This window comes from Streptomyces sp. NPDC048211 (assembly GCF_043202315.1).
Lineage (GTDB): Bacteria > Actinomycetota > Actinomycetes > Streptomycetales > Streptomycetaceae > Streptomyces.
Genome location: NZ_JBIDAD010000007.1, coordinates 389,832 through 411,035, shown reverse-complemented (window position 1 = coordinate 411,035; position 21,204 = coordinate 389,832). Strand labels below are relative to the sequence as shown.

The window sequence follows — 21,204 nt, the reverse complement described above, 5'->3', positions numbered from 1 at the left end:
CCCCGCCGCATCGCGCGGAACGTTACCGTATCGCGATCAGACAACCACTTCGACGCCCTCGCCGGGTGGCTTGCCCGAAGCCCGTTCGGACTCCAGAGCGTTCTGGAGGATCACCACAGCGGCAGCCTGATCGATGACGGATCGGCCTTTTCTGGACTTCACGCCCGAGGCGCGCAGCCCCTGACTCGCCGTCACTGTGGTCATCCTCTCGTCCACCAATCGCACCGGAATGGGTGCAACCGCACGGGCGAGTACGTCGGTGAAGGCACGGACCTTGGCCGCGGCCGGCCCCTCACCGCCGCCCAGGGACCGCGGCAGACCGACGATGACCTCGATCGGCTCGTACTCCGCGACGATCTGCCCGAGCCGCCGGTGGGCGGCCGGGACGTCGCGTCCCGGCACGGTCTCCACCGGGGTGGCGAGGATCCCGTCGGGGTCGCACGAGGCGACCCCGATCCGGGCGTCCCCGACGTCGATCGCCAGGCGGCGACCGCGACGCATCGTCATGTCCGGCGTCACGCCGTCTCGGTGACGAGGCGTTCGACAGCGGCGACGGCGTCACCGATGGCGTCCGGGTTCTGACCACCGCCCTGGGCGACGTCCGGCTTGCCGCCGCCACCGCCACCGAGGGTCTTGGCGGCGGTGCGGACCAGGTCGCCGGCCTTGAGACCGCGCTCACGGGCGGCCTCGTTGGTGGCGATGACGGTCAGCGGGCGGCCGTTGGCCGTGGTGAACAGGGCCACGACGGCCGGCCGGCCGCCCTGGATGCGCCCGCGGACGTCGAGGACGAGCTTGCGCAGGTCGTCGGCGGAGGTGCCGTCCGGCACCTGGCCGGTGACCAGGGCGACGCCCCGGACGTCCTTGGCGGAGTCGACGAGCCCTGCGGCGGCCGCCAGGACCTTCTCCGCGCGGAACTTCTCGATCTCCTTCTCGGCGTCCTTCAGCTTGCCGAGCATGGAGGCGATCTTCTCCGGCAGCTCCTCGGAGCGGCCCTTGACCAGCTCCTGGAGCTGGGCGACGACCGTGTGCTCCTTGGCGAGGAAGTTGTACGCGTCGACGCCGACGAGGGCCTCGATGCGGCGCACTCCGGAACCGATGGACGATTCGCCGAGCAGCTTCACCAGACCCAGCTGGGCGGTGTTGCCGACGTGCGTGCCGCCGCACAGCTCCTTGGAGAAGTCGCCGATGGTGACGACGCGGACCCGCTCGCCGTACTTCTCGCCGAACTCGGCGATGGCGCCCTGCTTCTTGGCCTCGTCGATCGACATGACCTCGGCCTGCACGTCGAGCTCCCGCGAGAGGACCTCGTTGATCTTCTGCTCGACGTCGACGAGGACCGTGCCGGGTACGGCGGCGGGCGAACCGAAGTCGAAGCGGAAGCGGCCCGGGGAGTTCTCCGAACCGGCCTGGGCGGCCGTCGGGCCGAGCGCGTCGCGCAGCGCCTGGTGCGTGAGGTGGGTGGCGCTGTGGGCGCGGGCGATCGCGCGGCGGCGGGTGTTGTCGATGGTCGCGAGCGCGGAGGCGCCGACCGTCACCTCGCCGACCTGGACCGAGCCCTTGTGGACGGAGACGCCGGGGACCGGCTGCTGGACGTCGCGCACCTGGATCACGGCACCGTTGTGGAGGCGGATCCGGCCCTGGTCGGCGAGCTGGCCGCCGCCCTCGGCGTAGAACGGGGTGCGGTCCAGGACGACCTCGACCTCGTCGCCCTCGGAGGCCGCGGGCGAGGAGACGCCGTCCACGAGGAGGCCGACGACGGTCGACTCGCCCTCCGTGGAGGTGTAGCCGGTGAACTCGGTGACGCCGGAGTGGTCGGCGACCTCGCGGTAGGCGGACAGGTCGGCGTGACCGGTCTTCTTGGCCCTGGCGTCGGCCTTGGCCTTGTCCCGCTGCTCCTGCATGAGGCGGCGGAAGCCGTCCTCGTCCACGGACAGCCCCTGTTCGGCGGCCATCTCCAGGGTGAGGTCGATCGGGAAGCCCCAGGTGTCGTGGAGCAGGAACGCCTTGTCACCGGCGATGACCCGGCCACCGGCGGCCTTGGTCTCGGTGACCGCGGTCTCCAGGATGTTGGTGCCGCCCTTGAGGGCCTTGAGGAAGGCGGCTTCCTCGGCGAGCGCGACGGTCTCGATGCGCTTGCGGTCGGTGATCAGCTCGGGGTACTGCAGCCCCATCGTGTTGATCACGACGTCGACCAGCTCGCTGACGACCGAGCCGGTGGCGCCCATCAGCCGCATGTTGCGGATGGCCCGGCGCATGATGCGGCGCAGCACGTAGCCGCGGCCCTCGTTGCCGGGGGTGACACCGTCGCCGATGAGCATGACGGAGGTACGGATGTGGTCGGCGACCACGCGGAGCGAGACGTCGGTGCCCTGGGCGGCGCCGTAGCGCACGCCGGTGAGCTCGGTGGCCCTGTCCATGACCACGCGCAGGGTGTCGGTCTCGTACATGTTCTGCACGCCCTGCAGGATCATCGCGAGGCGTTCCAGGCCGAGGCCGGTGTCGATGTTCTTGGACGGCAGGTCCCCGAGGATCGGGAAGTCGTCCTTGCCGTCGCCGGCACCGCGCTCGTACTGCATGAAGACCAGGTTCCAGATCTCCACGTAGCGCTCGTCGTTGACGGCGGGACCGCCCTCGACGCCGAACTCGGGGCCGCGGTCGTAGTTGATCTCGGAACAGGGGCCGCAGGGACCGGGGACGCCCATGGACCAGAAGTTGTCCTTCTTGCCCAGCCGCTGGATGCGCTCGGCCGGAACGCCGATCTTGTCGCGCCAGATCTGCTCGGCCTCGTCGTCGTCGAGGTAGACCGTGATCCACAGGCGCTCGGGGTCGAGGCCGAAGCCGCCGTCCGCCACGGAGCTGGTCAGCAGCTCCCAGGCGTACTCGATGGCGCCTTCCTTGAAGTAGTCGCCGAACGAGAAGTTCCCGCACATCTGGAAGAAGGTGCCGTGGCGGGTGGTCTTGCCGACCTCTTCGATGTCCGGCGTGCGGACGCACTTCTGGACGCTGGTGACGCGCGGGGCGGGGGGCTTGACCTCGCCGAGGAAGTACGGCTTGAAGGGCACCATGCCCGCCGGGACCAGCAGCAGAGTCGGGTCGTCCGCGATGAGCGACGCCGAAGGGACAACGGTGTGACCGCGCTCCTCGTAGAAGCTCAGCCAGCGGCGGCGAATTTCAGCCGACTCCATCAGTGGTCCTCATTCCGGTTGTACGAGTTGTAGGTGCGTGAGGTGGGGGGAAGCGTGCGGCGCTTCCCGGGCTCGGCCGCCTCGACGGCGAAGTGGCGCTGCACGGGGAGATCGGGGTCGACGGGCGCTTCGAGTCCGAGCGCCTCGCCCAGTTCGGCCTCGCGTCTGGCCATGCCCTCGCGGACGTCCAGGGCGAAGTCCTTGAGCTTGTGACCTGCCACGAGCGCCTTGTCGGCGGCCTGCGCCGCGAGGCTCTCGGGGGTCAGCTGCCTGATCTTGCGGTTGACCTTGGCGGTGGCCCAGACGCCGGCGGCTGCGCCGGCGGTGAACCAGAACGTACGGCGGAACATCGCTGCGTCAGTCCTTCGATCCGCGGGAGTTTCTGCCGTTGCGCTTCTTGGCACGCGCGGACGGCACGGTCCGGCCGACGATCACCGAGCGCCGGGAACGCGCTTCCGGTTCGGGAGCGGCCTTGCGGCCGATGGCCTGCCGGACGCCGTAACCGAACGCGGCGACCTTGACCAGCGGGCCGCCGAAGGTGGAGGCGACGGTGGTGGAGAGCGCCGAGGCGTTGGAGGTGACTTCCTGGACGTCCGTGGCGATCGCGTCGACCTTGTCGAGCTGGGTCTGCGCGGAGCGTACGGTCGCGGAGGCGTCGGCGAGCAGCGGGACGGCCTGTTCGGTCACGTCCGCCACGAGTCTGGTGGTCGCCCTGAGCGTCTGGGCGAGCCTCACCAGCACGACGGCGAGGAACGAAACCAGGATCGCCCAGAAGACGGCCACCAGGATCCCGGCCACCTCACCACCGGACACAGTGCACCGCTCTCTGGCTTGTCGTCTGCCTGTCTTGTTTCCTGCTCTTCGGCGACGGCCGTCGCGGCGGCCGGTCACCCGTCCCCGAGCCTATCGCGCCGGGGCTCGCGCCTTGTACCGCATTGCGGCCCGGCCCCGTGGGAGTTCCCGCAACGAGATTGTACGGAGCGCTTTCGGGCCAGTACTCTGCGTGTTTCATGCGACACCCTCAGCGCCCCTCCCCCTCGCCCGGCGATTCCGGCCCTCCGGCCGCCTCCTCCGAGGCTCCCGCGCCCTGCCGCCCGGGCAATCTCCCCGCGGAGCTGAACAGATTCGTGGGGCGCGACGCCGAGTTGGCCGATGTCGTCGGACTGCTGGAGGAGTCCCGGCTCGTCACCGTCGTCGGGGTGGGCGGAGTCGGCAAGACCCGGCTGGTCACCAGGGTGGCGGCGCTCCTGGAGAAACGGTACTGCGACGGGGTCTGGCTGGTGGAGCTGTCCGCGGTCCACGATCCCGCCCTGCTGGAGCACGCCCTGGTCGACGCACTGGGCCTCACTGATCACACGAGCAGGCCGCCCCGCACGACACTCCTCGAACACTGTGCCGAGCGCCGACTCCTCCTCGTGATCGACGGCTTCGAGCATCTGGTGGACGCCTGTGCGGAGTTGGTACGGGATCTGCTGCGCCGGGCACCGCGACTGCGGGTGCTGGCGGCCGGCCGGCTGCCGCTGGACCTCGACGGCGAGACCGGCTACCCGCTCGTGACCATGGGCGACGAGGACGCCTTGCTGCTGTTCGCCGAGCGGGCCGCCTCGGTGCAGCCAGAGTTCCGGCTGACCGAGCACACCCGGGGCACCGCCCTGGAGCTGTGCCGTCGCCTCGACGGCATTCCGCTCGCGCTGGAGCTGGCCGCCGGCCGGCTTCGCGCCCTGTCGACGGAGCAGGTGCTGCAACGCCTGGACGACCGGTTCCGGCTGCTGACCGGCAGCAGCCGCAGCGCGCTCGCCCGGCACCAGACGCTCCGTACGGCCATCGGCTGGAGCCATGAGCTCTGCGCCCCGGAACAGCGGCTGCTGTGGGCGCGGCTCTCCGTCTTCGCCGGGCAGTTCGACCTGGAGGCGGCCGAGTACATCTGCAGCGGCCCCGATCTGCCGGCCGACTCGGTGCTGGACGTACTGTCCGGACTGCTGGCGCAGTCCGTGGTCCTGCGGGAGGAGTCAGCGGTCGGGGCCCGCTACCGGATGCTGGACACGGTCCGGGAGTACGGCGCCGAGTGGCTGGCCGCGACGGGCGACACGGACCGGCTCCGGCGCCGTCACCGGGACTGGTTCCTGGGGCTCGCGACCTGGTGCGAGCTCGACTGGTTCAGCCCGCGGCAGGCCGAGGTGGCCGCCCGTGTGGAGAGCGAACTGCCGAATCTGCGGCGGGCCATGGAGTGTTCGCTGGAGAGCCCCGAGGAGGCGCACCTCGCGCAGTACCTGGCGGGCACGCTCTGGTTCCTGTGGGTCGGCTGCGGGCGGCTCTCCGAGGGCCGGCACTGGCTGGAGCACGTACGGGAGGAGGAGACGCCCTACGACACCTCGCGGCTGAAGGCCCTGTGGGTGCTCGGGTACGTCGCGGTCCTCCAGGGCGATCCGGTGGGCGCGATCTCGGCGCTCACCGAGTGCCGGGAGGAGGCGGAGCTGGCCGGTGACGCGGTGGCGTCGGCGTACGCCGTGCACCGGACCGGGTGCCTGGCCCTGGTCACGGACGACATGGCGCGCGCGGGCGAACTGCTGCAGGAGGCCCTCGTCCGCTACCGGGAGCTCGGCGAGCTGAACAGCAACGTGCTGATGGCCCAGGTCGAACTGGCCATGGCGGTCGGGTTCCAGGGCGATCTGGACCGCGCGGTGGTGATCTGCGAAGAGGTGCGGGACATCTGCGAGGACCACGGGGAGCAGTGGGCGCTCAGTTACGCGCTGTACGTGCTGGCCTTCGCCTCGCTGCAGCGCGGCCGTCCCGGCCGGGCCCGGGAGCTGCTCGGGAAGTCGCTGGCCATCAGCCACACCTTCCACGACCGCCTGGGCACCGTGCTCGCCCTGGAGCTGCTGGCGCTCGTCACGGTGGTCGAGGGCGACGCCGACGAGGCGGCGCTGCTGCAAGGGGCGGCCGACCGGATCTGGCCGTCGGTCGGGTTGCCGCTGTTCGGCTCGGCTTACTACGGCAGGCCCAGGGCCCGGTGTGCGGAGCTGGTACGCCATGAGCTGGGCGAGGTGCTGTACGCGGCGCGGCTGCGCACCGGCGGCAAGCTGGGCACGGACGCGGTGGTGGCCAGGGCGCTGTCGGGCCGGCCCGGCGAACGCCCCGGCGGACAGGAGCCGCAGGCCCCGACCGGGAAGACGCGAAAGCCCGCCGCCTCCCCGGTCGGGGAGGGGCGGGCCTGAGCGCCGGTGTGGAGCGGCTACGCCTGAATCAGCGGGCGTAGTACTCGACGACGAGCTGCTCGTCGCAGATCACGGGGATTTCCTTGCGGTTCGGGTCCCGGTCAAGGCGGAAGGCCAGGGCCTTCAGGTTCACCTGCAGGTAGCGCGGGGTCTCACCGTCGGTGTCGTAACCACCCTCGCGGGCAACCTGGAAGGGGTACTTCTCGCGGCTGCGCTCGCGGACCATCACGATGTCGTCGGGACGGACACGGAACGACGGCTTGTCGACCTTGCCACCGTTGACCTCGATGTGGCCGTGAACGACCATCTGGCGGGCCTGGTAGATCGTCTTGGCGATACCGGAACGCAGGACCAGCGCGTCGAGGCGGCGCTCGAGCTCGACGACCAGCGCCTCGCCCGTCTTGCCTTCGGCCTTCTTGGCGCGGTCGTAGGCACGCGCCATCTGGCGCTCGCTGATGTCGTACTGGGCGCGCAGACGCTGCTTCTCGAGCAGACGGACCTTGTAGTCCGAGTTCTGCTTGCGGCCACGGCCGTGCTCGCCCGGCGGGTAGGGGCGGGCCTCGAAGTACTTGACGGCCTTCGGCGTCAGCGCAATGCCGAGCGCGCGGCTCTTCTTGACCTTGGGACGCGACTGATTAGGCACGTTCTCCAGACCTCCGTTGTAGGTTAGGTTAGGCTCACCTTACTCAAGGAGATCGCATGTCTCGCCCTGGGAACACCACACACGTCACGGACAGCACAGACAGCGGCAGCACACATGAAGGTGCTGCTACGACGGAAGGCCGATCTGATCGTGGTCAGCCGCGTCCCAGCGGGCTTGAAAACACTCGGATGCCGTCAGCAGCCGAGCGCACACGAACTCTCGTACAGAGTACCTGCTCCGCGGTACTGCTCATCCCCGGGCTGGAGACCGCGGGCTCGGACCAGCTGATGCCGCTGTCCCGGAGCGTGGGTCCGGACGGCGATCTCTTCCTCGAATTCCCCGCCGATTCCCCGGCCGTGCGGGCCGCGACCCACGCCCAGGACGACGAGCTGACCGCTGTGCTGGAGATCACGGACGTCGCCCCGGTCGCCGTACCGCACCGCATCCGCGGCCGGGCCCGCGTCGCCGGATGGCTCACGTCCGTACCCGGACTGGCGGGCCCCGGCCGGATGCTGCTGCGGCTGGAGACGGGCGAGGCCCACGTCGAGGATGTCTGGGGCGCCCAGGCGGTCGAGCCGGAGGAGCTGGGGAACGCGGCCGCCGACCCCCTCGCCGCCCACGAGGCGGAGCTGCTCCAGCATCTGCACGCCGCGCACGGGGACCGGCTGGGGACGCTGTGCGAGCTGCTCGGCGAGCGGGCGGCCCGGACCGGCGCGGAGAACCCGCCGTCCGTCGTGCCGGTCGCACTGGACCGCCACGGGCTGCGGGTCCGCTTCTTCGAACGGAACGGCCCCTGCTTCGACGCGCGCTTCGAGTTCCCCGAGCCGGTGCGCGACGTGGTGGAGCTGCGTCACGCCATGCGCACCCTCTTCGATGCCGCCGCGCACTGAGACCGGCCCCTACGAGCCGTCCGGCACACTCGCGCCGCCGTCGGTGTCCGTACGGCCCAGGCGCTCGCGGACCCGGTCCGCCACGTCCGCGTACCGCGCCTCGGCCCCATAGCGGGTGGGCCGGTAGTAACGCTTGTCGCGGACGGCGTCCGGGGCGTACTGCTGGGCGGCGATGCCACCGGGGACGTCGTGCGGATAGACGTAGCCCTGGGCGTGGCCCAGCTTGGCGGCACCCTTGTAGTGGCCGTCGCGCAGATGGGCCGGGACCGCGCCCGCCAGGCCCTTGCGTACGTCTTCCTGGGCCGCGGAGATCGCCAGCGTCGCCGCGTTGGACTTCGGGGCGAGCGCCAGCGCGATGGTGGCATGGCTGAGGGTGAGGGCCGCCTCCGGGAAGCCGATCATCGCGACGGCCTGGGCCGCCGCGACCGCCGTCGGCAGCGCCGTGGGGTCGGCGAGACCGATGTCCTCGCTGGCCGAGATCATCAGCCGCCGGGCGATGAACCGCGGGTCCTCCCCCGCCTCGATCATCCGGGCCAGGTAGTGCAGCGCCGCGTCGACGTCGGAGCCGCGGATCGACTTGATCAGGGCACTCGCCACGTCGTAGTGCTGGTCGCCGTCCCGGTCGTACTTCACCGCCGCCCGGTCGACGGTCTCCTCCAGGGTGAGGAGGGTGATCTCCTCCTCCTGCTTGGACATCGCCGCGCCGGCCGCCGCCTCCAGCGCCGTCAGCGCCCGGCGCGCGTCGCCGCCGGCGATGCGCAGCAGATGCTCCTCCGCGTCCTCGGGCAGCTTCACCGCGCCACCGAGTCCGCGCTCGTCGGTCAGCGCCCGGCGCAGCAGGGCGCGCAGGTCGTCGTCGGTCAGCGACTCCAGCGTCAGCAGGAGCGAACGCGAGAGCAGCGGCGAGATGATCGAGAAGTAGGGATTCTCCGTGGTCGCGGCGATCAGCGTGACCCAGCGGTTCTCCACGGCCGGGAGCAGGGAGTCCTGCTGCGCCTTGGAGAAGCGGTGGATCTCGTCCAGGAAGAGGACGGTCTCCTTGCCGTAGCCGCCGGTGGCGCGACGGGCGCCCTCGATCACGGCCCGTACTTCCTTGACACCCGCGGTGATCGCGGACAGCTCGACGAATCGTTTGTTCGTGGCCTTGCTGACCACGTACGCCAGGGTGGTCTTCCCGATGCCGGGGGGACCCCAGAGAATCACCGAGGAGGGACCCGCCGGTCCCCCGCTCCCCTCGCCGACGAGACGGCGCAGCGGCGAGCCCGGCTTGAGCAGATGCTGCTGGCCCACGACCTCGTCGAGGGTACGGGGACGCATCCGGACAGCAAGGGGGCTGCTGGACGGGTCCTTCTCCTGGCGGTCTTCGGCAGCTGCGGTAAAGAGGTCGGGCTCCACGTTTTGAAGCCTATGTCACCGCACTGACATCCCCGCCGGGCCGGTGCGGCCCGGTGGGCAGGGCCGGGCCGGTCAGCTGGTCCAGAAGTCCCACCAGCGGGTCAGGATCAGCATGCCGATGATCCCGATCCACAGCACCGGGGGCACCCAGTGGAACTCGGTGAGTCCGTTGCGCAGCCAGCTGGGCGCGGGGATGATCCGGTGCTTGATGTTGTGCGTGGTGATGTAGCAGAACATGAGGATCGTGGCGACCCAGGCCAGGCAGCACCACAGGCACAGGGAGTTGATGTTGTACAGCGACTGGTACTGGAGCCAGGTGCAGAAGCCGACGCCGAACAGCGCGCCCGCGTTCATGCCCAGCCAGTACCAGCCGCGGAACCGCGCTCCCGCCAGCAGCGCCAGGCCGATTCCGATGATCACCGGGTAGGTGGCCATCCCGAGCCACGGGTTGGGGAACCCGAAGGCCGTCGCCTGCTCGCTCTTCATGATGTTGCCGCAGGACACCACCGGGTTGAGGCTGCAGCCCGGGACGAAGGTGGGGTCCTCCATCAGCTTGAGCTTGTCGAGCGTGATGACCCAGGCGGCGAGGAGTCCGGCAGCGCCCGTGATCACCAGCAGCAGTGCCAGCGCGCGACCGCCGCCGATGGTCCTCTTCCCCCCGTCCTCGTCCTGGTCGGAGGAGGGATGGTCAACCGCTGCAGTCGTCATATCGCCGTTCCGTCAGTGAGTGGCCTGCTGGGGCACGGTCATTGTGCCGTACGGCCGCACCGGTCTTCCGTTCGATGAACATAAAGATGCGCGCACCGGTGCGGGCGTACCTGGCCGGGCACGAGGGGGCGCCGGGCCGTCACCGCCGTGCCCCGGGGCTCTGCCCACGGTCTCGGGCGGGGAACGGCCCACCCGTTGGTGTCACGCCCGCCGCCGGACCGGAATCGCCCGGCGGTATGAACGGGAAGCCGCCAGGTTGACGGCAGGAGGAACGGGGCGCCCGCAGCCCGCTGTTGAAGGGGCCTCCCGGCGCTTCCCGCTCGTGGGCGGACCGCACGGGCCCGCCCACGACGGAGGGTTCAGGCGAGGCGCGCGCGGACCGCCCCGGCCACCTCGGCCAGCGGCACGGCCGTCTGCTCGCCGGACTCCATGTCCTTGAGCTGGACGACGCCCTCGGCCAGATCACGCTCGCCGGCCACGATCGTGAAGCGCGCGCCCGAGCGGTTGGCGCTCTTCATGGCGCCCTTCAGACCGCGGCCGCCGAAGGCGAAGTCCGCGGCCACGCCCTCGCGGCGCAGCTGAGTGACGACGCCGAACAGCACGCGCCGCGCCTCCTCGCCGAGCGGCACGGCGAAGACACTGGTCGTGGAGGGCAGTTCGAGCGCGATGCCCTCCGCCTCCAGCGCGAGCACGGTGCGGTCCACGCCGAGCGCCCAGCCGACCGACGGGAGCGCCGGTCCGCCGATCATCTCGGACAGGCCGTCGTACCGGCCACCGCCGCCGACGGCCGACTGCGAGCCCAGGCCGTCGTGGACGAACTCGAAGGTGGTGCGGGTGTAGTAGTCGAGGCCGCGGACGAGCTTCTCGTCGTCCTCGTACACGACACCTGCCGCGTTGAGCAGGTCCCGGACCTCCTCGTGGTACGCCTTGCACGCGTCGCACAGGTAGTCGCGCAGCACCGGGGCGCCGGTCAGCTGCTTCTGGACCTCGGGGCGCTTGTCGTCGAGGACCCGGAGCGGGTTGATCTCGATGCGCCGGCGGGTCTCCTCGTCGAGGTCGAGCTCGCGCAGGAAGCCCTGGAGCGCGTCGCGGTAGACGGGCCGGCACTCCTTGTCGCCCAGCGAGTTCAGCAGGATGCGGAACTCGCGCAGGCCCAGGGAGCGGTACGCCTGGTCGGCCAGGATGATCAGCTCGGCGTCCAGGACCGGGTCCTCGGCGCCGATGGCCTCGGCACCGACCTGCGAGAAGTGGCGGTAACGGCCCTTCTGCGGACGCTCGTAGCGGTAGTACGAGCCGGAGTACCAGAGCTTGACCGGCAGGTTGCCGAGCTTGTGGAGGTTGGCCTCCAGCGCGGCCCGCAGCACGGACGCGGTGCCCTCCGGGCGCAGGGCGAGCTCGGAGCCGCCCTTGGTGGTGAGGGTGTACATCTCCTTGCTGACGATGTCGGTGGACTCACCGACGCCGCGCGAGAAGAGGGCCACGTCCTCGAAGCCGGGGGTCTCGATGTAGCCGTAGCCGGAGTTCTTCAGCGGTGCGGAGATCGCCTCGCGCACGGCGAGGTACTTCGCGGAGTCGGGCGGGGTCAGGTCGTACGTGCCCTTGGGGGCCTTGAAGGTGCTCACGATGTCGCTCTCGTCACATTCCTCGTCGGGGCGCGTCCATACCGCTCAGATACGGATTGGTGGCGCGCTCGCGGCCGATGGTCGTCTGGGGGCCGTGGCCGGACAGCACCACGGTCGAGTCGTCGAGCGGCAGGCACACGCGGGCCAGCGACTCGAGGAGCTCGGCGTGGTCGCCGCCGGGCAGGTCGGTGCGTCCGACGGAGCCGGCGAAGAGCAGGTCGCCCGAGAAGAGGACCTGCGGTACCTCCGCGGCCTCGGGCATCCTGAACGTCACCGACCCCTTGGTATGGCCGGGCGCATGCGAGACGCCGAACTCCATGCCCGCCAGATGCAGCCGCGCGCCGTCGCTCAGCTCCTTGACGTCGTCCGGCTCCCCCACCGTCAGCTCACCCATGAGCGGCATCCCGATGGAGCGGCCGAGGGCCTTCTCCGGGTCACTCATCATGTAGCGGTCCTCGGGGTGGATCCAGGCGGGGACGTCGTGCGCCCCGCACACCGGGACGACCGAGGCGACGTGGTCGATGTGGCCGTGGGTGAGGACGACGGCGACGGGCTTCAGCCGATGCTTCTTCAGCGCTTCCTCGACCCCGGAGGCGGCCTGGTGGCCCGGGTCGATGATCACGCACTCCTCACCCGCGGCGGGGGCGACCAGGTAACAGTTGGTCCCCCAGGCCCCGGCGGGGAACCCGGCAATGAGCACGATCGTCCTTAATGGTCGTCCGACGAGGGAGGTCGGCTGCGAGGTCGCAGCAGTTCAGAGCCTACCGGCGCTCCTCATTCCACAGCTAACCCATATACGGTACGGGGCAACCCAGGCCCGATCACACGACGTACAAGGAGATCACCCGGTGGTCAGCAGCGATCAGCGGCGGCGGCAGCTCGCCAGGGAGAAGTTCGAGCGGCAGCAGCAGCGCCGGGAGGACGCCCGTCGAAGGACGAGGCGCCTGACCGTCGTCATCGCCTCCGCAGTGGCCGTGGTGGCGGTCATCGGCGGTGCCACGTACTTCGCCACCAGCGGTGACGACGACAAGGACACTAAGGTCGATGCGGCCGCGAGCCAGAGCCCGTCGGCCTCCCCCTCGCCCTCGGCGTCCGAGAAGACGGTTCCCGAGCCCGCGATGAAGATCGACAAGAAGTCGACGTACACGATGTCGCTCAAGACGAGCCAGGGCGACATAGCGTTCAGCATGGACGCGGCGAAGACCCCGCACACGGCGAACTCGTTCAAGTCCCTTGCCGACAAGAAGTTCTTCGACGGCACGAAGTGTCACCGCCTGACCACACAGGGCATCTTCGTCCTGCAGTGCGGCGACCCGAAGGGCGACGGCACCGGGGGTCCCGGCTACACGATTCCCGACGAGAACCTGACCGCGCTGGGCAAGGCGGGCGCCGACGGCACTGTGACGTATCCGGCAGGCACCGTCGCGATGGCCAATACCGGCCAGGCGCACACCGGCGGCAGCCAGTTCTTCCTCGTCTACAAGGACAGCAAACTGCCGCCCAGCTACACGCCGTTCGGCACGATGGACGCGGACTCGCTGAAGGCCGTCGAGGCCATCGGCAAGGCGGGAGTCACCGGCGGCGCAGCCGACGGTGCGCCGAAGAAGGCCGTGAACATCTCGAAGGCGGTCGTCGACAAGGCCTGAGCCCCGGCGGACCCGGCGGGATCCCCGTCCAGCAGTCGCTCGGTGCGGCCGGATTATTTTCGGCCGCGCTGAGTGCGGACAGCCGGGCGGCCCTTCGCCTAGATTGGCGTTGTGCAGGGCGGGCGCGGCCCGCCCCAGGAAACTGTGGACGATGCCAGGGGGGCGAACCCCCTCACGGGCATCAGGTGGAGGAGGCGCTGTGAGCAGCGACCCGTGGGGCCGTGTCGACGAGACAGGCACCGTGTACGTGCGTACAGCCGATGGCGAGCAGGTCGTCGGATCGTGGCAGGCCGGTTCTCCGGAGGAGGCCCTGGCTTACTTCGAGCGCAAGTACGAGGGCATTGTGGTCGAGATCGGCCTCCTCGAACGGCGGGTGAAGACCACCGACCTGTCGGCGAAGGACGCGACGACCGCCATCGAGCATCTGCGGGGACAGGTCGACGAGCATCACGCCGTCGGCGACCTGGACGCGTTGCGCAAGCGGCTCGACGCCCTGGTCGCGACGGTCGACTCGCGGCGCGAGGAGCGCAAGGCGCAGAAGGCCAAGCAGACCGACGAGGCGAAGCACGCCAAGGAGGCGCTGGTCGTCGAGGCCGAGGAGCTGGCGCAGAGCGAGCAGTGGCGCTCCGCGGGCGAGCGGCTGCGCGCGCTCGTCGACACGTGGAAGGGCCTGCCGCGGCTCGACCGCAAGTCGGACGACGAGCTGTGGCACCGCTTCTCGCACGCGCGCTCGGCGTTCTCCAAGCGCCGCAAGGCCCACTTCGCCTCGCTGGACGCCCAGCGCGAGGAGGCCCGCAAGGTCAAGGAGAAGCTGGTCGTCGAGGCCGAGGCGCTCTCCGGGTCCACGGACTGGGGCGCGACGGCTGCCCGCTACCGCGACCTGATGACCGACTGGAAGGCGGCGGGCCGCGCCCAGCGCGAGGCGGAGGACGCCCTGTGGGAACGCTTCCGCGGTGCCCAGGACGTCTTCTTCGCCGCACGCAACGGTGTCTTCGCCGAGCGCGACGCGGAGCAGGGCGAGAACCTCACGCTCAAGGAGGAGCTCGCCGCCGAGGCCGAGAAGCTCGTGCCGGTGAAGGACCTCAAGGCGTCAAGGGCCGCTTTCCGGGCCCTGAACGAGCGCTGGGAGGCCATCGGCCACGTGCCGCGTGACGCCCGCCCCAAGGTCGAGGGGCGGATGCAGGCGGTGGAGCGGGCGCTCCAGGAGGCCGAGGAGTCGGAGTGGCGCCGGACCAACCCGGAGGCACGGGCCCGTGCCGCGGGTCTGACCGGGCAGCTCCAGGCGGCCGTCGACAAGCTGCGTACGCAGATCGACACGGCTCGCGCCTCGGGCAACAACGCCCGCGCCGACAAGCTGGCCCGTGAGCTGGAGGGCCGGCAGGCGCTCCTGGACCAGGCGCTCAAGGGCCTGGAGGAGTTCGGCGGCTGATCTGAGCTGCGGCAGGACAGGGAGCGGGCCCGGTACGCGACGCGTACCGGGCCCGCTCCCTGTGCCGGGACATGCCCACGGGCCGGGCCCCGGGACGCACCCGCGGCCGCAGGCCGGGGACGTGGCCACGGGCCGTCAGCCGGGGCGCGACCGCGCAGTGCCCCGGGACGCGCCCGCGGGCCGGGTCCGGAGGGCGTCGCCCCAGGCCCTGAACCGGACCATGACCGAAGGCCCTGGGACGGGCCTGCGCGCTCCTGGTTACGGCCTGCGGGCCGAGGTCACCCGGTAGACGTCGTAGACGCCCTCCACGCTCCGTACGGCCTTCAGGACGTGCCCGAGGTGCTTGGGGTCGCCCATCTCGAAGGTGAAGCGCGAGGTGGCCACCCGGTCGCGGGACGTCTGGACGGCCGCGGACAGGATGTTGACGTGCTGGTCGGACAGGATCCGCGTGACGTCCGAGAGGAGCCGGGACCGGTCCAGCGCCTCGACCTGGATGGCGACCAGGAACACCGAGGACTGTGTGGGCGCCCACTCGACCTCGAGGATGCGCTCCGGCTGCTGCGAGAGCGAGTCCACGTTGACGCAGTCCGCCCGGTGCACGGAGACGCCGCTGCCCCGCGTGACGAAGCCGATGATGGGGTCGCCGGGTACGGGCGTGCAACAGCGGGCCAGCTTGACCCAGACGTCCTCGACGCCTTTGACGACCACGCCCGGGTCCGCCTTGGCGCGGCGCTTGTTGCGGCCGTGCGAGGGCGGGGAGCTCTCCGCCAGGTCCTCGTTGGCCGCGTCCTCGCCACCGAGTGCCTGGACCAGTTTCTGCACGACGCCGGCCGCCGCCACATGGCCCTCACCGATCGCGGCGTAGAGGGACGAGATGTCGGGGTAGCGCATCTCGTGGGCGAGCGTGACGAGCGAGTCGCCGGTCAGGATGCGCTGGATCGGCAGGTTCTGCTTGCGCATGGCCCGGGCGATGGAGTCCTTGCCCTGCTCGATCGCCTCGTCCCGGCGCTCCTTGGAGAACCAGGCACGGATCTTGTTGCGGGCCCGCGGCGACTTGACGAAGCCGAGCCAGTCGCGGGAGGGCCCGGCGCCGACCGCCTTGGAGGTGAAGACCTCCACCAGGTCGCCGTTGTCGAGCGTCGACTCGAGCGGGACGAGGCGCCCGTTGACCCGTGCTCCTATGGTCCGGTGGCCGACCTCCGTGTGGACGGCGTACGCGAAGTCGACCGGTGTCGCCCCCGCGGGTAGCGCTATGACGTCGCCCTTGGGCGTGAAGACGAAGACCTCGTTGCGGGAGAGGTCGAAGCGCAGGGACTCCAGGAACTCGCTGGGGTCCTCGGTCTCCTTCTGCCAGTCCAGGAGCTGGCGCAGCCACGCCATGTCGTTGACGGTGTCCTGGCCGCGGCCGGTGTTCTTGGGGACGTCGGTGCGCACCTTGGAGGCGCCCGCGACGGCCTCCTGCTTGTACTTCCAGTGCGCGGCGATGCCGTACTCGGCGCGGCGGTGCATGTCGAACGTGCGGATCTGCAGCTCGACGGGCTTGCCGCTGGGGCCGATCACCGTGGTGTGCAGGGACTGGTACATGTTGAACTTGGGCATCGCGATGTAGTCCTTGAACCGGCCGGGGACCGGATTCCATCGCGCGTGGACGGTACCGAGCGCCGCGTAGCAGTCGCGGACCGTGTCGACGAGCACGCGGATGCCCACCAGGTCGTAGATCTCGGCGAAGTCGCGGCCTCGCACGATCATCTTCTGGTAGACGCTGTAGTAGTGCTTCGGCCGTCCGGTGACGGTGGCCTTGATGCGGGCGGCGCGCAGGTCGGACTGGACCTCGTCGGTCACTATGGCGAGGTACTCGTCGCGCTTGGGCGCCCGCTCGGCGACGAGGCGGACGATCTCGTCGTACATCTTGGGGTAGAGGATCGCGAAGGCGAGGTCCTCCAGCTCCCACTTGATGGTGTTCATGCCCAGGCGGTGGGCCAGGGGCGCGTAGATCTCCAGCGTCTCGCGGGCCTTCTTCTCCTGCTTCTCCCGCTTGAGATACCGCATCGTGCGCATGTTGTGCAGCCGGTCGGCGAGCTTGATGACGAGGACCCGGGGGTCCTTGGCCATGGCGACGACCATCTTGCGTACGGTCTCGGCCTGCGCGGCCTCGCCGAACTTGACCTTGTCCAGCTTGGTGACGCCGTCGACCAGCAGGGCGACCTGGTCGCCGAAGTCGCGGCGCAGCGTGTCCAGGCCGTACTCGGTGTCCTCGACCGTGTCGTGCAGCAGCCCCGCCATCAGAGTGGCCGGATCCATACCCAGCTCGGCGAGGATCGTCGTCACGGCGAGCGGATGCGTGATGTACGGGTCGCCGCTCTTGCGCTTCTGGCCGCGGTGCCAGCGCTCGGCGACCTGGTAGGCGTTCTCGATCTGCCGGAGCGTGGCGCTCTCGATCTTGGGGTCGTTGCTGCGCACGGTACGCAGCAGCGGTTCCAGGACCGGGTTGTACGGGCTGGAGCGCTGCACGCCGAGGCGGGCCAGCCTGGCCCGCACCCGGTTGGACGAACCGCCGGTACGGGCCACCGCGGGGGCGGCCGGTGCCGCTGCGGGCTTGGAGGGCGGCTTCGGCGCGGTGGGCGCCGGGGAGGCGGGGACGGCCGGCTGCGCGGGGGAAGCGGGCACGGGCCCGTTCGCCCCGGCCGGTGCCGGGCCCTTGCCGGGATCCGGAGCCGGGGGCTTCGGCTTCTCCGCGGGCTGCTGCGTCGCGGGCGTGGCTGGGGCCGCCGCGGGCTTGTCGGGCTGCGGGGCGGCGACTGGCTGGGCCTCGTCTGGCAAGAGCACTCCTCGTGCGGATCCGGACACCCGGAAAGGCCATCGTATCCACCCTGTGGCCGGAGCTCCCCCGGGGACCGTGGGAGCCCTGAGAACGCGGAACGGGCACCCGGTTGTTCCCGGGTGCCCGTCGCGTGGTGCCTTGGGTGGCGCCTGCTGCCGTCCGGCAGCCGTTCAGACCGTGATCAGGGCCTCCAGCGGGGCACCCTGCAGGTGCGGTGCCAGGCGTTCACGGCCGGCCAGGAATCCCAGCTCCATGAGGACGGCGACGCCGGCGACCTGGGCTCCGGCCCGCCGGATCAGCTCCAGGGAGGCTCCGGCGGTGCCGCCGGTGGCCAGGACGTCGTCGATGACCATGACGCGGTCGTCGGCCGACAGGTCCTCCGCGTGGACCTCGATCTCCGCGGTGCCGTACTCCAGCTCGTACGCCTGGCCGAGCGTGGCTCCCGGCAGCTTCCCGGCCTTGCGGACGGGGATGAAGCCGAGGCCGGCCCGTACCGCGACCGGCGCGGCCAGGATGAAGCCGCGGGCCTCCAGGCCGACGATCTTCGTGGCGCCGTGCCGGACGCACAGGTCCGCGAGGGCGTCCGTGAGGGCCGTGAACGCGACCGGGTCCGCGAGCAGCGGAGTGATGTCCTTGAACATCACTCCCGGCTTCGGGTAGTCCGCCACATCACGGATCCGGCTGAGCAGGAGGTCCCTGGTGCTCTCGGTGGTGCTGGTCATCGACGCTTCCCCGGGGTCCGGCCGTGGCCCCTGGGGGGCTCCTGGCGCTGGCCGACGACCGCACCGGCGGGCGCGGCGTCCTCGGGGGACCGCTCGTCCGCCAGCTCGGCCTCGTTCGGCTCGCCCTTGGCTGCGGCGGCCGCGCGCTTGGCGAGGATCCGCTTCTTCAGCGCCTTCATCTGCGGTTCGCGTTCCTTGAGGTCGGCGACCAGCGGAGTGGCGATGAAGATCGAGGAGTACGCACCGGCGGCGAGGCCGACGAAGAGGGCCAGCGAGATGTCGTTCAGCATTCCGGCGCCGAGGACACCGCCGCCGATGAACAGCAGACCGGCGACCGGCAGCAGCGCGACGACGGTGGTGTTGATCGAGCGGACCAGCGTGCCGTTGATGGAGCGGTTGGCGATCTCGCTGTACGTCCACCGGGTCTGCTTGGTGATCCCCTTCGTGCCCTCCTTGAGGCTGTCGAAGACGACGACCGTGTCGTAGAGGGAGTAACCGAGGATCGTCAGCAGACCGATCACGGTACCGGGGGTGACCTCGAAGCCCACGAGCGCGTAGACACCGACCGTGATGGTGATGTCGTGGATCAGCGCGACGAGGGCGGCGATGGCCATCCGCCACTCGAAGGCGATCGCCAGGTAGATCACGACGAGGACCATGAAGACGCCGAGGCCGGTCCAGGCCTTGTTGGCGATCTGCTCACCCCAGCTGGGGCCGACCAGGTCGGCGGCGATCTTCTCGGTCGGGACGTCGAGGCCCTTGGAGAGCTCGCCCTTGATCTGGTCGGACTTCGCGGTGTCGACCTCGGTGATCTGGATGCGCAGACCGCCGTTGCCCAGCTTCTGGACGATGGCCTGGTGCCCCGAGGACTGGGACGCCAGCTCCTCCGCCTTGTCGACGGAGACGCTCGTCTTCGGGGTGGTGAAGACGGCACCGCCCTTGAACTCGATGCCCATGTTCAGGCCGCTGACCGCCAGGCCGACGATGGCCGTGATCGTGATCAGGATCGAGACGCCGTACCAGATCTTGCGCTTGCCGATGAAGTCGTAGCCGACCTCGCCGCGGTAGAGACGGGCGCCGAGATTGCCGAGTCGCGACATCTCACGCCTCCTTCGGGTCGGTGGGGGCGTTGACACGGCGCGACCGGCGCAGCGGCGGCTTGGCGCCGAGCCGCTTCGGGTCCAGTCCGGACCACGGATGACCGCTCGCGAAGAACTTCGTGCGGGCCATGAGCGTCATGACGGGCTTGGTGAAGAGGAAGACCACGACCACGTCGAGCAGGGTGGTGAGGCCCAGCGTGAACGCGAAGCCCTGGACCTTGCCGACGGTGACCACGAACAGCACCGCCGCCGCCAGGAACGACACGAAGTCGGAGACGAGGATGGTGCGCCGGGCTCGCGGCCAGGCCCGTTCGACGGCCGGGCGGAGGGTACGGCCCTCACGGATCTCGTCCCGGATGCGTTCGAAGTACACGATGAACGAGTCCGCGGTGATACCGATCGCCACGATGGCGCCACAGACCGCGGGCAGGTTCAGCGCGAAGCCGATGGCCGGGCCGAGCAGCGACATGATCGTGTAGGTCAGGATGCCGGAGACCAGGAGGCTGAGGAGCGCGATGAGCGCCAGCCCGCGGTAGTAGGCCACCAGGTAGATGACGACCAGGGCCAGACCGATGGCACCCGCGATGAGGCCCGCCCGGAGCTGCTCGCCACCGAGGGCGGCGGTGACGGTGGTGACGCTCTGCTCCTGGAAGGAGAGCGGCAGCGCACCGTAGGAGAGCACGTTGGCCAGTTCCTCGGCGGACTGCTGGTTGAAGCTGCCGGAGATCTCGGCGTTGGCGCTCAGCGCCGTGCTGACCGAGGGAGCCGAGACGACCTCGCCGTCGAGCGCGATGGCGAACTGGTTCTGGGGCGACTGCTGTGCGGCGAGCTTGCCCGTGGTCGTGTGGAACTTCTTGGCGCCGCCGCCGGTGAACTCCATCTGAACGATCCACTGACCGGTCTGCTGGTTGATCGCCGCCTTGGCACTGTCGACGTCCGTGCCGTCGACCTCGGCCGGGCCGAGGACGTACTTGGCGGAGCCGTCCTGCTCACACGCGACGACCGTGTCCGTGGCCTTCGTGCCCTGGCTCGCCTTGGAGCGCGAGGCCTTGCTGGAGCAGTCCAGCGCCTCGAACTTCTTCTGCAGATCGGCCGCGGCCGCCTGCTCCTCGGCGGAAGCCGTCGGGGTGGAGCTCGCCGCCGGCGTGGTGCTGGCCTTCGGCGTGGGTGTGGAATCGGCCTTCAGGGCGCCGGTGACCGCGCGTCCCTGAGTGGTGGCGCTCGCGCTGGGCTTCGCGGACGAGCCGCTCGCCTTGTCCGACGCGGAGGCGCTCGGCTTGGCGGACGGGCTGGCCTTGTCGGTGGACGAGGCGCTCGGCGCAGGCGTGGGCGTTCCCTGGGCGACGGTCAGCACGGGCCGGAAGTAGAGCTTGGCGGTCGTACCGACCTGCTCACGGGCCTGTGCGGAGTTCGTCCCCTTGGGGATGTTGACGATGATGTTGCGATCGCCCTGGGTCTGGACCTCGGCCTCGGAGACACCAAGACCGTTGACGCGGCGTTCCATGATCTGGACCGCCGTGTCCATGTTGGTCTTGTTGATCGCCGACTCCTGGCCGGGCTCGGCCTTCGCCTCCAGCGTGATGGACGTCCCGCCGGCCAGGTCGATGCCGAGTCGCGGCGTCGGCTGGTGGGCCAGGAACATCCCGCCGGTGAGAGCGACCATGGCGATCAGGATCAGAGCCAGGGCACGCCCCGGCCTGCCCTGACCGCCGGCCGGTCCTCGGCCCTTCTTCGGTGCTGCCACCTTCTCGTTTCTCCCTGTCCAACCGCCCCGCGCCGGGTACGCGCCCGAGCGGCCACGAAGTTTAGTGGGGACCCGCCCCCGCAG

General features: G+C 70.4%; 16 protein-coding genes and 1 pseudogene. 4 read left to right on the top strand and 13 right to left on the bottom strand.

The genetic code is table 11. From position 1 onward, the window contains the following. Window positions 1-36: 36 nt before the first annotated feature. Genes ruvX through ACGFZA_RS26595 form a run of 4 tightly spaced genes read right to left on the bottom strand, consistent with a single transcriptional unit; the run spans window position 37 to window position 3,983 of the window. The gene (ruvX, locus tag ACGFZA_RS26610) at window positions 37-501 is read right to left on the bottom strand and encodes a Holliday junction resolvase RuvX (protein WP_385281356.1); all 465 of its coding nucleotides are present in this window, start codon (window positions 499-501) and stop codon (window positions 37-39) included. 14 nt (window positions 502-515) lie between these two features. Continuing rightward, window positions 516-3,185 carry an alanine--tRNA ligase gene (gene alaS, locus ACGFZA_RS26605; protein ID WP_385281180.1) on the bottom strand — a complete coding sequence of 890 codons (2,670 nt, stop codon included), beginning with the start codon at window positions 3,183-3,185 and terminating at the stop codon, window positions 516-518. After that, window positions 3,185-3,535, bottom strand: coding sequence for a DUF6167 family protein (locus ACGFZA_RS26600; RefSeq protein ID WP_385281183.1), 351 nt, complete (start codon window positions 3,533-3,535; stop codon window positions 3,185-3,187). Before ACGFZA_RS26600 ends, alaS begins: the two co-directional genes overlap by 1 nt. A gap of 7 nt (window positions 3,536-3,542) precedes the next feature. After that, window positions 3,543-3,983, bottom strand: a complete 441-nt coding sequence (locus ACGFZA_RS26595) for a DUF948 domain-containing protein (RefSeq protein WP_385281359.1) — start codon at window positions 3,981-3,983, stop codon at window positions 3,543-3,545. Window positions 3,984-4,195: 212 nt separating this feature from the next. Here ACGFZA_RS26595 and ACGFZA_RS26590 point away from each other — a divergent pair. Next, window positions 4,196-6,404 (top strand): annotated as a pseudogene (locus tag ACGFZA_RS26590) (ATP-binding protein); the annotation flags it as partial. 24 nt (window positions 6,405-6,428) lie between these two features. Here ACGFZA_RS26590 and rpsD read toward each other — a convergent pair. Beyond that, complete coding sequence (gene rpsD / locus ACGFZA_RS26585) at window positions 6,429-7,043, bottom strand: 30S ribosomal protein S4 (RefSeq protein ID WP_136327444.1); 615 nt, start codon at window positions 7,041-7,043, stop codon at window positions 6,429-6,431. Window positions 7,044-7,231: 188 nt separating this feature from the next. On the opposite strand from rpsD, the gene ACGFZA_RS26580 reads away from it, so the two are divergent. Beyond that, complete coding sequence (locus tag ACGFZA_RS26580) at window positions 7,232-7,933, top strand: DUF2470 domain-containing protein (protein ID WP_393682334.1); 702 nt, start codon at window positions 7,232-7,234, stop codon at window positions 7,931-7,933. A gap of 9 nt (window positions 7,934-7,942) precedes the next feature. Here ACGFZA_RS26580 and ACGFZA_RS26575 read toward each other — a convergent pair whose 3' ends face one another. The 4 genes from ACGFZA_RS26575 to ACGFZA_RS26560 form a co-directional block, all read right to left on the bottom strand. Then, window positions 7,943-9,328: a replication-associated recombination protein A gene (locus ACGFZA_RS26575; RefSeq protein WP_385281188.1), complete on the bottom strand. Its 1,386-nt coding sequence runs from the start codon at window positions 9,326-9,328 to the stop codon at window positions 7,943-7,945. Window positions 9,329-9,400: 72 nt separating this feature from the next. Then, a complete protein-coding gene (locus ACGFZA_RS26570) occupies window positions 9,401-10,036 on the bottom strand; it encodes a vitamin K epoxide reductase family protein (protein WP_393682331.1) in 636 nt (211 codons plus the stop codon). 359 nt (window positions 10,037-10,395) lie between these two features. Then, window positions 10,396-11,658, bottom strand: a complete 1,263-nt coding sequence (gene hisS, locus ACGFZA_RS26565; RefSeq protein WP_385281194.1) for a histidine--tRNA ligase — start codon at window positions 11,656-11,658, stop codon at window positions 10,396-10,398. Between the two features lie 13 nt (window positions 11,659-11,671). Then, window positions 11,672-12,358 (bottom strand): MBL fold metallo-hydrolase, encoded by a 687-nt coding sequence (locus tag ACGFZA_RS26560; protein ID WP_393682329.1) that lies wholly within the window; start codon window positions 12,356-12,358, stop codon window positions 11,672-11,674. 148 nt (window positions 12,359-12,506) lie between these two features. Here ACGFZA_RS26560 and ACGFZA_RS26555 point away from each other — a divergent pair, with 148 nt between their 5' ends. Together ACGFZA_RS26555 and ACGFZA_RS26550 are read left to right on the top strand one after the other, a co-directional pair. Continuing rightward, entirely contained in the window at window positions 12,507-13,304 is a 798-nt protein-coding gene (locus ACGFZA_RS26555; RefSeq protein ID WP_385281200.1) for a peptidylprolyl isomerase, read from the top strand. A gap of 199 nt (window positions 13,305-13,503) precedes the next feature. Further along, window positions 13,504-14,733, top strand: coding sequence for a DUF349 domain-containing protein (locus ACGFZA_RS26550; RefSeq protein ID WP_385281203.1), 1,230 nt, complete (start codon window positions 13,504-13,506; stop codon window positions 14,731-14,733). A gap of 258 nt (window positions 14,734-14,991) precedes the next feature. Here ACGFZA_RS26550 and ACGFZA_RS26545 read toward each other — a convergent pair whose 3' ends face one another. The 4 genes from ACGFZA_RS26545 to secD all read right to left on the bottom strand — a co-directional run bounded on the left by ACGFZA_RS26545 (window position 14,992) and on the right by secD (window position 21,120). After that, a complete protein-coding gene (locus ACGFZA_RS26545) occupies window positions 14,992-17,553 on the bottom strand; it encodes a RelA/SpoT family protein (RefSeq protein ID WP_385281206.1) in 2,562 nt (853 codons plus the stop codon). Window positions 17,554-17,724: 171 nt separating this feature from the next. After that, complete coding sequence (locus ACGFZA_RS26540) at window positions 17,725-18,276, bottom strand: adenine phosphoribosyltransferase (protein WP_385281208.1); 552 nt, start codon at window positions 18,274-18,276, stop codon at window positions 17,725-17,727. Further along, window positions 18,273-19,376 carry a protein translocase subunit SecF gene (gene secF, locus ACGFZA_RS26535; protein ID WP_385281211.1) on the bottom strand — a complete coding sequence of 368 codons (1,104 nt, stop codon included), beginning with the start codon at window positions 19,374-19,376 and terminating at the stop codon, window positions 18,273-18,275. The genes ACGFZA_RS26540 and secF overlap by 4 nt, the downstream gene beginning before the upstream one ends. Window position 19,377: 1 nt before the next feature. Beyond that, window positions 19,378-21,120, bottom strand: a complete 1,743-nt coding sequence (gene secD, locus ACGFZA_RS26530) for a protein translocase subunit SecD (protein ID WP_385281214.1) — start codon at window positions 21,118-21,120, stop codon at window positions 19,378-19,380. Window positions 21,121-21,204: the final 84 nt, after the last annotated feature.

Excerpts from the sequence above, each read along its gene's own strand:
- secF (WP_385281211.1), bottom strand. The coding sequence starts at position 19,376 with ATGTCGCGACTCGGCAATCTCGGCGCCCGTCTCTACCGCGGCGAGGTC.
- ACGFZA_RS26600 (WP_385281183.1), bottom strand. The coding sequence starts at position 3,535 with ATGTTCCGCCGTACGTTCTGGTTCACCGCCGGCGCAGCCGCCGGCGTC.
- ACGFZA_RS26570 (WP_393682331.1), bottom strand. The coding sequence starts at position 10,036 with ATGACGACTGCAGCGGTTGACCATCCCTCCTCCGACCAGGACGAGGAC.
- ruvX (WP_385281356.1), bottom strand. The coding sequence starts at position 501 with ATGCGTCGCGGTCGCCGCCTGGCGATCGACGTCGGGGACGCCCGGATC.
- ACGFZA_RS26580 (WP_393682334.1), top strand. The coding sequence starts at position 7,232 with ATGCCGTCAGCAGCCGAGCGCACACGAACTCTCGTACAGAGTACCTGC.
- alaS (WP_385281180.1), bottom strand. The coding sequence starts at position 3,185 with ATGGAGTCGGCTGAAATTCGCCGCCGCTGGCTGAGCTTCTACGAGGAG.
- ACGFZA_RS26540 (WP_385281208.1), bottom strand. The coding sequence starts at position 18,276 with ATGACCAGCACCACCGAGAGCACCAGGGACCTCCTGCTCAGCCGGATC.